Origin of the sequence: uncultured Marinobacter sp. (assembly GCF_947488835.1) — a bacterium.
GTDB lineage: Bacteria > Pseudomonadota > Gammaproteobacteria > Pseudomonadales > Oleiphilaceae > Marinobacter.
Map to the genome: position 1 here is coordinate 1,377,068 of NZ_CANLBK010000001.1, position 12,078 is coordinate 1,389,145.

The 12,078-nt window shown below is 52.4% G+C and carries 12 protein-coding genes; 7 read left to right on the top strand and 5 right to left on the bottom strand.

Annotation, left to right across the window (positions count from 1 at the left end; all coding sequences use genetic code 11):
- Positions 1–13 precede the first annotated feature (13 nt).
- Positions 14–1,003 (top strand): alpha/beta hydrolase, encoded by a 990-nt coding sequence (locus Q0824_RS06310; protein ID WP_298448572.1) that lies wholly within the window; start codon positions 14–16, stop codon positions 1,001–1,003.
- 73 nt (positions 1,004–1,076) lie between these two features.
- Here the strand turns inward: Q0824_RS06310 and Q0824_RS06315 are convergent, their stop codons facing one another.
- Positions 1,077–2,036 (bottom strand): HlyD family secretion protein, encoded by a 960-nt coding sequence (locus Q0824_RS06315; RefSeq protein WP_298448573.1) that lies wholly within the window; start codon positions 2,034–2,036, stop codon positions 1,077–1,079.
- Complete coding sequence (locus Q0824_RS06320) at positions 2,036–2,422, bottom strand: DUF3302 domain-containing protein (RefSeq protein ID WP_298448575.1); 387 nt, start codon at positions 2,420–2,422, stop codon at positions 2,036–2,038. The genes Q0824_RS06315 and Q0824_RS06320 overlap by 1 nt, the downstream gene beginning before the upstream one ends.
- 327 nt (positions 2,423–2,749) lie before the next feature.
- On the opposite strand from Q0824_RS06320, the gene Q0824_RS06325 reads away from it, so the two are divergent.
- The 4 genes from Q0824_RS06325 to Q0824_RS06340 all read left to right on the top strand — a co-directional run bounded on the left by Q0824_RS06325 (position 2,750) and on the right by Q0824_RS06340 (position 6,536).
- Positions 2,750–2,932 carry a hypothetical protein gene (locus Q0824_RS06325; protein WP_298448576.1) on the top strand — a complete coding sequence of 61 codons (183 nt, stop codon included), beginning with the start codon at positions 2,750–2,752 and terminating at the stop codon, positions 2,930–2,932.
- A 143-nt stretch (positions 2,933–3,075) separates the two neighbouring features.
- The gene (locus tag Q0824_RS06330; protein ID WP_298448578.1) at positions 3,076–3,546 is read left to right on the top strand and encodes a hypothetical protein; all 471 of its coding nucleotides are present in this window, start codon (positions 3,076–3,078) and stop codon (positions 3,544–3,546) included.
- A gap of 241 nt (positions 3,547–3,787) precedes the next feature.
- Complete coding sequence (locus tag Q0824_RS06335) at positions 3,788–5,926, top strand: nuclease-related domain-containing protein (RefSeq protein ID WP_298448579.1); 2,139 nt, start codon at positions 3,788–3,790, stop codon at positions 5,924–5,926.
- A 106-nt stretch (positions 5,927–6,032) separates the two neighbouring features.
- Positions 6,033–6,536, top strand: coding sequence for a hypothetical protein (locus tag Q0824_RS06340; RefSeq protein ID WP_298448581.1), 504 nt, complete (start codon positions 6,033–6,035; stop codon positions 6,534–6,536).
- A gap of 13 nt (positions 6,537–6,549) precedes the next feature.
- Here Q0824_RS06340 and Q0824_RS06345 read toward each other — a convergent pair whose 3' ends face one another.
- The 3 genes from Q0824_RS06345 to Q0824_RS06355 all read right to left on the bottom strand — a co-directional run bounded on the left by Q0824_RS06345 (position 6,550) and on the right by Q0824_RS06355 (position 9,043).
- Positions 6,550–7,875, bottom strand: coding sequence for a hypothetical protein (locus Q0824_RS06345; RefSeq protein ID WP_298448583.1), 1,326 nt, complete (start codon positions 7,873–7,875; stop codon positions 6,550–6,552).
- A gap of 107 nt (positions 7,876–7,982) precedes the next feature.
- Positions 7,983–8,309 carry an AzlD domain-containing protein gene (locus tag Q0824_RS06350; protein WP_298448585.1) on the bottom strand — a complete coding sequence of 109 codons (327 nt, stop codon included), beginning with the start codon at positions 8,307–8,309 and terminating at the stop codon, positions 7,983–7,985.
- On the bottom strand, positions 8,306–9,043 hold the full coding sequence (locus tag Q0824_RS06355; protein ID WP_298448586.1) for an AzlC family ABC transporter permease: 738 nt from the start codon (positions 9,041–9,043) through the stop codon (positions 8,306–8,308). The genes Q0824_RS06350 and Q0824_RS06355 overlap by 4 nt, the downstream gene beginning before the upstream one ends.
- Before the next feature lie 428 nt (positions 9,044–9,471).
- Between Q0824_RS06355 and Q0824_RS06360 the strand changes: the two genes are divergently transcribed.
- Together Q0824_RS06360 and Q0824_RS06365 are read left to right on the top strand one after the other, a co-directional pair.
- Complete coding sequence (locus Q0824_RS06360; protein WP_298448587.1) at positions 9,472–10,569, top strand: Glu/Leu/Phe/Val dehydrogenase dimerization domain-containing protein; 1,098 nt, start codon at positions 9,472–9,474, stop codon at positions 10,567–10,569.
- Positions 10,570–10,656: 87 nt separating this feature from the next.
- Positions 10,657–12,066, top strand: a complete 1,410-nt coding sequence (locus Q0824_RS06365) for a sodium-dependent transporter (RefSeq protein ID WP_298448589.1) — start codon at positions 10,657–10,659, stop codon at positions 12,064–12,066.
- The last annotated feature ends 12 nt before the right edge of the window (positions 12,067–12,078 follow it).

A 12,078-nucleotide genomic window follows, 5' to 3' on the forward strand; every position in this document is an offset into this window, starting at 1 on the left:
TGAGGTAATCAACGTGTCACGGATTTTATTTACATTGATTTCAATATCGCTGTGGGCAGTGCTGCCCGGCTGCGCATCCACGAAAGCGGATCGAAGCGTTGTTGAGACAAAGCAGCCCGATGAAGGAACTCCCCAATTTTCGATCTGGAACTCGCGCCGTGTCGCATGGCTGGAGCGCGGAGACCCACAAGGCTTTCCCGTACTTTATGCTCATGGCAACCCTGGCTCCCGCCTGGAGCTCTTGTTTTTGGATGCCAAAGCCAAGGATTACGGGATCCGCCTGATCGTTATGGATAGGCCAGGAATAGGGGCATCCAGTTTCGTCCCGAATTATGGCCTGCTGGACTTTGCCGCTGACATGGAAAAACTGGCGGATGAAAAGGGGCTGGATGAGTTTGGTTTAATGGGCTGGTCCAGTGGCGGCCCACCCGTGCTTGCGACTGCTTACTATTTACCCCAGCGCGTTCGCTTTGCCATCTCGATATCCGGATACACCAACTTCGGCGAGTACGACAAGGCTCTCCAGGCGATGAGTGACTATGGGTTACGCGGCCCTGAGTTGTCAGAAGAGCATCCGGCGCTGTTCAAGCAAGCACTCAAAGTAGCCCGCTGGGCGGACCTGACTCTACCGGGTGCCTATATGGCCGTGGCAGAAGCCGAGATGCCCCCTTCAGATCAAGCTCTGCTTAACGACAAGGCGCGCTCTGAGCTATTTGTCCGCAACCAACAGGAAGCATTAATTCAGGGCGTGAAAGGTGCTATTCAGGATCTCGAAGTGCAATGGGCTGCCTGGCCTTTTTACCTGGCAGAAATTCAGGTGCCAGTACATATCTATCAGGGAGAGAAGGATACCTTTGTCCCTGTGGAATTCGCGCGGCACCTGGCTCAGGAAATACCCAATGCATCACTGAACATCCTGCCTGAAAGCGGGCATCTGTTACCCCTCGATCAACCGTTTATGGACCAGGTGTTCACGGAGATTCAGCACTATATGGAAAACTGAGAACTGCTCCGCAGAGCATCTATGCCGCTTGGACAAACATCATCACAAGCGGCATTGCTCAGACAACAGTCTTTTAATGGAAGGGGAACAGGTAGTTAACCCAAGAAGACATCCGCAAGAGTATTTTCCGCATGATCGCTACGTGATGAAAATGCTCGCTATAAATCGCACTTTGCCCAAAGGCACCACCAGGCACTGTGCCCACATACTGCTGGAAATCTGGATCCGTAATTTCAATCAGCACCGGTATCCGCCCCGGATGAACAGCCGCCAATGGGTTGATCAAGTTACCACTTGCCTGAACCTGGCCTTCAGCCAGTGCCGGTAATACGCTTTTCACCCTGCCGGAAAATACTTGGCCAGGAAGCCCGTTCAAAGCCACTTCAGCCTCATTGCCCGCCTGCAGGCGCAACAGGCTGTTCTGGCGATACCAGCCTACAAAGTACAGGTCTTCCGCATGCACAAACACCATGACAGGTCGCAGCGGCAGAGAGACTGCCATCATGCCGGGCCTCAAAGCCAACTGCGCCACGTAGCCATCGGTTGGCGCCCGGACAACGGTCTCGCTGAGGTTAAATTCCGCTTCAGCGAGTTGAGCTTGCAATGTATCTGCTTGCGCAGTACTGAGGTCGGCTGCGCGCTGACTGCCGGCTCCGCGCCTTACCAACTCCAGCGCCCTTTTTTGGTCAATCTTAGCGGATTTTAACTGTGCACGAATCGAGTCAACCTTGAACTGAAAGGGTTCTGGGTCTATCACGAAAAGCACGTCGTCTTTTTTTACCTTCACGCCACCCTGAACTTTGACCTCAACTACCCGGCCGCTAACGGTTGGCACGATGGGTGTAGTAACAAAGTAATCGCGACTTGCTTCGGAAAACGGATGATTATAATTCATGCTGAAAATCAGCCCGCCAATCAAAACAACGCCACCCAATACCGCGGTAGGTACCGTCCACTTGTTCAACGGGATTCTGAAAATCTTAAAAATGGCAATGCACAGCGCGGTATAGGTAAGAACTAATAAAAGATCCATTAGCGTTCATCTCCCGCTGGCTGGTTAGCCGATTGCTGTAACTGCACAACCTGCGCACTCAGTTCGGATACTTGAACTTTGAGCTCGGCAATAGACGCATCCGTTGTGCTGGCTGCTTCCGTTTCAGGGTCGGCTTGTGCTACCGCGGCACGCTTGTTAAAGCCCCAACCCCTGTCCTCTCTGTAGAGGGTTGCCCATATCCATAAAAAGGGCCAAATAACATGCAGCGTTAACAAACTGATCCACCCGGCTACATGAATGGCATCAGCATGGGGATGGCGTCGCTTTTCAGCAATATCGTAGGGAATATCGTGAATTACGATGATTCCGTAAAAAACGGTTATGGCGGCAAAAATCAGTATGCCGAGTGCAATGTAATCAAGCATGGCCGGGCGGGCTCCGCAGGGTAAACAATTGTTAATGGTTTGAGAGTGACAATAACCGGAAAAGCCAAACGCAACAAACTGAAACTGCAGCTAATTATAGAAACCGTTCACCAAATCAATAATTCAAGCCCCTATTCCTCGTGAAAAGTTTGCGCACCAGGCATCCCCCATTTGAGTGATACCGGTCTTCGGCGCAGCCGCCTAAAGTGAGTATGGCCAACTGCCACCATTAGCTACGCCACCGATACGCTGAATTGTAAGCGGTGGCCGGCTAAAGGGCTTGCTACCGAAAAAACGAGTTTACCAAGCGGTGAAAGGAGATACGGAATGTCTAACTCTAACGAACTGAAACAGCAAAAAAGCAGCCAGTCACTGGCTTCCAGATTCTATCCGACACGCACCCTGATTTTTGCCGGGCTGCTGCGCTGGGCCTTGCGGCCTGCGGCGGTGGTGATGGGGATGGAGGCGGGGGTAACCCGTTCGGCGGCGGGCCACCCGACCAAAATCTGACCGACGACATTCCGACCACAACCAGCCTGGCGGAACTGCAAGAGCTGACAAACGATGCCAATCGCGACTATCGATCGTTTTACGTCGATGCATCCAACGACAACGGTAAAACTGATGCAAGCCTTGCAGCCGCACCCTGGCTGATGGCTTATGACCCTACGACGGGCAATACTGAGGTAATTGGTAAAAAGTTGTACTCTGCAAACATTCCGTTTTCTCCCTCCGCGCTACACGAAGCAGATGTTGATCCCAGCAACGGCAGAATTACCAATTATCGAGTGTCCCGCGTTGGCTACCTTCGTACGATGGATGTAGACCTTGGTGGCGGTACGATGTTCACGTTTCCCGATGCGCTAATGAAGGTGGGCGTAGCCGCAGGCAGTGGGCCCAGCCAGGTAACTGACGAAAGTCGCGATTCTATAGACCTGGGTTTGATAAGCCCTCACCGCTTGATCCGGGTGACTTATGAAGGCGATAGCGTTAATGACAGTTTTGAAGTAATTGCTGTTAATACACGGACAAGCGATTCACTCAACCACCTGATGACAAAACCGGCAAGCGATGACGACGTTGAGTCAGGCGCTGGTTCAACAGCACCCGTTAACGGGTTCTGAGCCCGCCCCTTTCCGGTAGGCCTTCGGGCCTACCGATTCCCTCCCCTGTCTTTCAAACAACGCCAAAATGTTTAACTAAAGAAGTATGGGCGCCAAGTGAGCCACTGCAAAGCGTGACAAAACGATGGTACAGTTGCGAAATCCCTCTAGTCTTGCTGTCGATTTAAAAATTATTCTTTTGCCGGCCCAAGGCTCACCAGCCAAACCTGCGCCCCCAGCAGATTGCGGACTCATCCAAAGCATGATGAATGACTCTCCTTGCACGCTCTATTATCAAACGCGATGGTCGCTCTACACGGCAACACTGAATCATTCAGCGTCTGCAAATGAATGTTTACATGATTTCCTGGACAGCAAGCCCGCGGGCAAACACTCCAAACGCGAGCGCGCTGCCGGGCTTTTAGGTTTGGAATTTTGGTGGCAACCCTCGGTGCTGGAAGACACAAAACTGGCAAGTGTTGCGCTGTCTCAAGTGCTGTGGGTGCTGGATGAAATTGACAACTCTCTGCTAGATCACCTGGCACGCAGTAATCCTGAACTGTTGCGCTGGGCAATCCGCTACTCGAAGCTGTTCACCAGGACTGACTCCAAGGTTCTGCAGTATTTGAAGGAATCGACATCGGGATCTGGCTGGAGCGACTTTTTCAACGTATGTGACCGATTACTGGAACAATTTAAACCTTTCGACCAACTGATAGAGGAAGCTGAGAGGCAATTAAAGCAGCTATCACTGCTCGAGCTGCTCTCCTATCTCAGCATACTTGCTTACTCATCCATAGATGAAAGCAACCAAGAGACACTGCGGGGATGGGCCGTATACGAGCGCATTATTCAGCGCAAATTGCAGCACTGCAGTGAGCGCGACTTTCAGCTCACAGAGAAAGGGCTGGGGAAGTCCCTCAAACGCCATCTTTCCCCTTTGCTGTTTCCTGGTGGCGCCTCAAAACAGAAATGCATCGCCTATCTGGAGTCGGTAGCCGTCCTTATCGCTTCAATGAGCGAACGCCTTGATTATGAGGCTACTGTCGACTCCTTCAGTTTTGACCGCGATGTCCATTACCAATGGAAGCCTGGAAAACCAGTCACCTTCAGACCCAGCCCAGACAACCTTCGCCGCTGGCAGCAAACAGAAGAAAAAACACGGCTGCTATGGCATTACTGGCTACACCGGGCTATTGATGAGTTTATATCGAGTGGAATAGCTGAAGTCGCTATTGGCGACCCTGAAAACCATGATGCCAATCAATTGGCCTGGATCAAGGCTATTCGCGGAAGGCTTGTCATGCAGAGTGTCTTTGGTTTTGAGGACAAGATAACACTGGAAGACGGTACCGGCGTGGATTTACACCAACTTTTGCTAGCCAGTGAATTATCTTCCGTCTTTTTTTCAACCGCATTTCTGGAAGCCTACCGCCATTTGCGTAGCCAGACAGACTCCACTATTTCCGCATTAGGAGCCTTGGCTTTTGAAGGCTTACTCGCAGGTGAAAACCGTTTCCCGATGACCTGGTCAGAACTCCCTGAAAAAATTAAGCGAGTACGCAGTTGGACAGTATGTGATGCCCACCCCAAAGGGAGCCCAGCGGCAGCGAAAGCTATCCTTGCGTTCTGGACTGTAGATCTGCGCCTGCTTTCGGCGCAGATAAAACGCCATCCTCATGCCCCCGTTCCGAAGCTACATGAACAGCCGTTCCACAAAATAGGTCGCTACAGCTTTCAGTTTCCCTGGGTTGTAGGCCAGCAAAACAACCTGGTCGCTGCCGTTAACACACTACGTCGAATTGGTGGCCGCAGGCCCGACCTACGCAGCGAAACCGAGCGTGTCGAGCACCATCTAGCAGAAACCCTCCGCCATGCAGGTTTTACTGTGGTAGTGGGATACCAGCCTCCAGTTATAGAAGGCGACAACGCAGGTGAAATGGATGTTATTTGCCACCTTGAAGGTGTAATTCTATTGCTTGAAGTGAAGTCAGGATTCATACGCGCTTCTAAAAGCGAAGTATGGATGCACCAAACCAACACCTTGCGCAAGGCCGCCAGACAACTGCGGCGCAAGCGACATGCACTTGATGCGCTACTACAAACTGATGCGTCACTGAAAAACGCGCTTGAATTGCCCGCAACTGATCGTGAGCTAACGCTCCACTCCTGGATAGTTGATACTTCGATAGAGTGTGACGGTGAGTTGATTGGTGGTTTCCGCGTTGTATCCAGAGAAGTCATAGAGGTCGCACTCAAAGACCAAAGGCATTACCTCCAACCACTGGATACAGAAGCCGCACAAGAGCCGAGAACGCTTTACCCAAAGGGGTTCAGCGCGCAGGCTTTTGTCGATGTCATAGCTGGTGAAGTAACTTGGCAAGGCTTGCTGACTGATTGACGGACTTTTCGTGGATTGGTGGCCTATAATTTTGATCTGAATTCAGGGGTTAACGTTCAAACCGGTCAGGAAATCTGTGTGCACATGACAATAACGAGATTCGCCCATGCTATTCCACTACAAAAAAAGCCAAATCCGACAAGCTGTAAGTGTTGCGCTCAACATGCTGGCAATACCCGTTATTCTCTATTTATTTCAACACTTCTTTAAAGACCAGCTGGACTTCGAAAAAATATACGATGTGGTTAAGAAAGGAGCTATTGCTGTCGCAGTCGTCCTGGCCGTAATTCTGGCCTGGCTGCTGAAAAGAAGGGACAAATTCGAAATTTACGTCACGGAAAAGGAATTCTATAGCCACCACCCTATTTTTGAGGAGTGGTGCTTCAGAATCAGTCCTCTGGATATTGTAGCCATCGAGCACAAGCTGAATATTGGCTCAGGCTATATGACTAACATAAACGTGCAAATGAAAAACGGGGAAGTCCACCAACTGTGCATGAACTACCCCTATTCTCGAAAGAACTTATACGGTGCACTTAAACAGGTTAACCCAAAAATCCAGCTTCCAAGCAACGCCAACACGTTCAATCACCAGCGAAAAAGGAAGTAACGGCCACATCAAGTCAGGATTTGGCAAACTCCAGATACCGGCTCGCAGCCTGCTGCTTCTCATTCTGGCTGCTCAGCAGTTCAAGGCGTAGCCGGTCAATAATGCTCATGTACTCATCCAGCGGTGAGTCCGATTTACCTAAATCCTTGGTTTCCTCAATAAACGCTTTTTGCTTCTCCCGCAATTCATTGAGTTTTTCCAGTGCGCCGCGAATGGCCTCTATTCTGGCTCCCTCAAGCCCACCGACTTCACCCACATTTCCGTCGCGGCCACTGCCACCCCCACCCTCAATACGCTGCTGTGCCGGAGGAACGTCCACAGTATTCTGCTCTGATAGATTGATTTCTTCGAGTGTGCGCACCTCACCATCGGTGGTCAGGTAGATACCTGAAGCCTGAATTTCTCCCAACGGCACGCCCTGGCTATTAGTCAGAGTGAAATTATCTTCTGCGCTGCCAACATAAAGCGCCTGCACGCCCACTTCGTTAAGGGACCTCAAGGCCTGCTCGCCATCTGCTCCCTGCACCCAAACAGACAAAGAGGAAAACACCTCGTCGTTGGCATCAATCCAAAGATTGCCATCGTCATCGTAGTTAGCGAGCTCACTGAACCCGGAGCCACTTTGGGGGCCAAACAGTTCGGTGCCGTCATCCACCTTTCCGTTGCCATTGCGATCAAAAACCAGGTAGCCGCTGCCACTGTCGAGAGTGGCAAACTGCCCGGTTTTCCCATTCCCTTCCAGATCAAACTCGAACAAGGTGTCGGTGAGCTTCGCCGTGGTGTTGCCAAAGTTGATCACCAAAGGGTCGGTCATCGGGCGCTCTTCGATGCGCAGGCTTTCGGAATATTCATAGGTTCTGGATTGCGACTGGCGAAGTGACAGGGTGAAATCGATGGTTTCGCCATTTTCCAAAGAAATGCTGCCGGATGATGTAAATGAACGGGACTCGCTCTCGGAGTAGAACATATAGCGGCTGGCCTCAACCGTCATGCTCCCTTTGGCTTCTCCGGCTTTACCACCCAAGGCCGCGCGGCTGACACTGATGGCCTGTTGGCCACGAAGCATCAGTTCTGTGGTTTTCTCAGCAAGCTGGGCGCTGGTGAACACGCCATCGCGATCGCCACCACTGACAGTGCTTGAGCTGCTGAAACCCAATCGCTCCTGGCTTGTGTACCTGTAGGCCGCATCGCGAATAACATTCAGCTGTGTGTTGCCAGCCGAATTGCCATTGCCAGCACCAGGCAATCGCTGCTGGTTAATCCGAAGCTGGCTCTGGTCAAAGGCCGTTGTGTGGCGGGAATTTTCCTGCAAGAACGAAATCTGGCTGGACACAATCATGGCGCGGGCTTGCCTCCAAGTTCATTAGTCACCTACTGGCTTAACGGCTCAGGTGAAATGAACTTGAATGAATTTCGTGCAAACCGGCGAATGTGCCGCCGATGAATTCAGAGCAGATTACTCTGCAGGCTATACCGCACCAGTGCCGCAGCCAGAATACCCGCCGCAATCGCTGGCAGTGGCTTCTTGAGAGTTAGCATAACAACAGCCGTTACGGCGAGCGCCGCAAGCGCTCCCGCATCGCCACCAAACGCCATTGGCACAATGATGGCAATCAGCACAGAACTGGCCATGGTATTGATGAAGCTCTCAATACGGGGGCTTATACGCACGAATGACATGATAAACACACCGCCGAACCGGGTTGCCAGTGTAACCAGGGTCATAATCAGTATGAGTACAAGAACGCCGCCAGTGGTGGTTTCGATGGTCATGTGGATGCCCCCTCTGCCGGCTCTTCTTCGGGTTTCTTTTCAAGCCAAAAATACCCAACAACGCCGCCAGCAAGAGCTCCGGCCACCACATGAGTGTTAGCAGGCAACCATTTCCAGGCTGCCAGTGAAGCAACAGCCGCCAGCGTCCAGGCCACCAGCACTCGAGGGTTCTTTTTGCCGCCCAGAGCCATGGCCAACAGGAAGCATCCCAGTACCATGTCCATCCCCAGGCTTTTCGGATCTTGCAAAAGCCCCCCGAAATACACGCCTAGCCAGGTGCCAACAATCCAGGCAAGCCACAACACCAGGCCACCCCCGAGAATCACCTCAAGGTTGCGCCTGCCACTTTGGTATTCCTGAGCAGATACAGCCCAGTTGGCATCGGTGAGGAGCAATAAAATGCCATACCGCTTAGCGGGGGTAACGTCTTTCAACATCGGATAAAGCGAGGCACCCATCAACAGGTGGCGAGAGTTTATGGCAAACACAACAACCATAACGGGGATGACCGAAACCTCAGCCCCCCACATATCAATGGCTGCAAATTGTGACGCACCCGCAAAAACCAGCGTGCTCATCAACAACGATTCGATCGGCCCCAACCCCTCTTGCACGGCGGCAAGACCAAAAGCAGCACCAAATGCCACAACAAACAATGAAATAGGGAGCATGCGAATCAGTTCGGAACGAACCTTCGCGGGCTGAAACTGGTAGGGATATGCGGCATTTTTCATCTACGCAAGCTAAGGAAATTTACGTGCCGGGCGTATCAGTAGTTTCCGCAGGTGTGAGTTGTTGATCTGACAGGAAGTTTTGCACATGCAACTAATATTTCACCATGGATTAGATAATGCCACGCCGCTTTTCGAATTGACGTTAACGTCAACAGCGATTAGTTTAGCTTTAGCTCGGCCTCATAAGGGCTACCCCCTGAGAGGGGTCCGGGCACCTGAAATCAAAACCGCCGGCCACAAGCCGGACGACAAAAACAACACTGCCACTGCCGCCGAGATCCGGCCACGTGGAGAGGATTTCAACATGCCAATATCAGCACGTCTTCGAGACGTCATGTGCAGTGCACATTTGTTCCTACCTGCTAAGATAGTCGCCTTTAGTTTCCGCAACTTAGCGCCCGCTCGGGCCAAGGAAGAGAGGTGATCCCATGACTGTATTCAGCCATCCCGAATTTGATAACCACGAACACCTGTCTTTTTTCTGTGACCCGGAAACCGGGCTCAAAGCCATTGTTGCCATACACAACACCTCCCGTGGCCCGGCTCTCGGTGGTTGCAGGATGTTCCCCTACGCCAGCGATGAAGAAGCCTTGCGCGATGTTCTGCGCCTTTCGCGGGGCATGACCTACAAGTCCGCGCTTGCCAATCTTGATCTGGGCGGCGGCAAGTCCGTCATTATTGGCGACCCGCGCAAGCAAAAAAGCGAAGCCTTGCTGGAAGCCATGGGTAAGCATCTGGAAGGTCTTGGTGGCCAGTACATTGCTGCTGAAGATTCTGGCACCAGCGTGCCCGATCTCAAAGTGATGGGTAGGCACACCAAACACGTTGCCGGCATTGTTGAGCACATGGGTTTTGATGGTCTGCCCAGTAACGGAGACCCTTCTCCAACCACAGCCTATGGCGTGTTTGTTGGTCTGAAAGCAGCGGTAAAGCACAAGCTCGGCCGTGAGGACCTGACTGGTTTGAAAGTTGCCGTTCAAGGCGTGGGCAACGTGGGCTACCGCCTGGCCCAGCATTTGAAAGAGGCGGGTGCAGAACTCTGGGTGTACGATATTCACCAGGAAAATATGCAACGTGCCGTAGACGAACTCGGCGCCCATGCAGCAACGGCCGAGGACATTCTGTTCCTGCCAGTCGATGTAGTAGCGCCCTGCGCCATGGGTGCAGTATTGAACGACGACAGTATCCCCCGGCTGCAAGCAACGGTTATTGCGGGTGCGGCCAACAACCTCCTGCAACGCCCGGATCATGATCAGGCACTTACGGATCGCGGCATCCTCTATGCGCCGGATTTCGCAATTAACGCAGGTGGCATCATAGATGTGTTCTGTGAGCGCACCGGAGCCTCTTCAGAAGAAGTGCGAGCTCACGTAGAAGGCATTGGTCGGACGCTTTCAGAGATCTTCAAACGCTCTGACAGCAGCGGCATTCCCACCGGAGCGGTTGCCAACACCTTGGCAGAAGAGCGTTTCCGGAAACGCGCAAGCGCGGTTCAAACACCGAGCGAGCAGTTTGCCGGTGCCTGAATAGTCGTAGACATTTTTAACGGGGCCTTATGCAACTCCGGGCCCCGGTTCTTCCAAACAAAAACAAGTATCTGGCAGGAGACAATCATGTCTGATTTTAATGGTCCGAGCTCAGCCACAATGGAAGGTTCGAACGAAAAACGGGGGCTTTGGTCTTCCCGTTTTGCATTTATTCTTGCGGCCACAGGTTCTGCTGTTGGTCTGGGCAACATCTGGAAGTTTCCTTACGTTACCGGCGAAAACGGCGGTGGCGCTTTTGTATTGGTTTACCTGTTGTGTATTGCCGCCATAGGCTTGCCCATCATGATGGCTGAGGTACTTATTGGTCGTCGCGGCGGCCGAAGCCCGGTAAACAGCCTCAAACAGATTGCGAAACAACAAGGGCTGAACCCTGCCTGGCGAGCCGTTGGCGCAATCGGTGTTATCGCCGGCTTTCTGATTCTGTCGTTTTATTCAGTGATTGGTGGTTGGGCCGTATCCTATGTGGGTTCTGCCGCTAGTGGGCAATTCACGGGCCAGTCTGCGGATGCCATTGGCGAACTCTTCTCCAGCCTTCTGGCAGACCCCAAAACGCTCTTGATGTGGCACACCCTGTTCATGGCCCTGGTAGTGCTTGTAGTAGCCAAGGGCGTTCGCGCAGGACTTGAGCGGGCTGTCAGCATTCTCATGCCCGCCCTCTTCCTTTTGCTGCTTGCAGTGGTTGGCTTTGCCATGACCACTGGCGAGTTCGGGCGGGCGGTAACCTTCCTGTTTCAACCAGACTTCTCCAAACTCACTACCGCCGGCGTGCTGGTCGCACTGGGGCACGCTTTCTTTACTCTGAGCCTGGGTATGGCGGTAATGATGGCTTACGGCTCTTACCTGCCAAAGAATATTTCCATCGCCAAAACATCGATTGCCGTGTGCGTGATTGATACTGGCGTGGCATTGCTCGCTGGCCTGGCTATCTTCCCGATTGTCTTTGCGAACGGCCTTGAACCGGGCGCGGGGCCGGGTTTGATCTTCCAAACTCTGCCACTGGCCTTTGGTCAGATGCCTATGGGCAGCCTGTTCGGAACATTGTTCTTTGTGCTGTTAATTTTTGCTGCATGGACGTCGGGCATCTCTCTACTGGAGCCAATTGTAGAGTGGCTGGAAGAACAAAAAGGCATGAATCGCATCAAAAGTGCATTGGGGGCAGGTTTTGTGTGCTGGGCTTTGGGCATTGCCTCGATCCTTTCCCTCAACCTGTGGTCGGGCTTTGCACCACTGGGATGGATCACCATGCTGGAAGGCAAAACCATCTTTGACCTGCTGGATTTCTTTACCGCCAACATCATGTTGCCTTTGGGCGGTTTGCTGGTTGCAGTATTTGCTGGCTGGATTATGTCCCGCAAGGCCATGGAGGAAGAACTGGCGCTCTCCAAGCCCATGTTCAATCTTTGGTACGTTACCGTGCGGTTCATTACGCCGGTAGCTGTAGGTACGGTATTTGTGTACAACCTTGTAGGGGCGTAAGCAGCGCCCGAC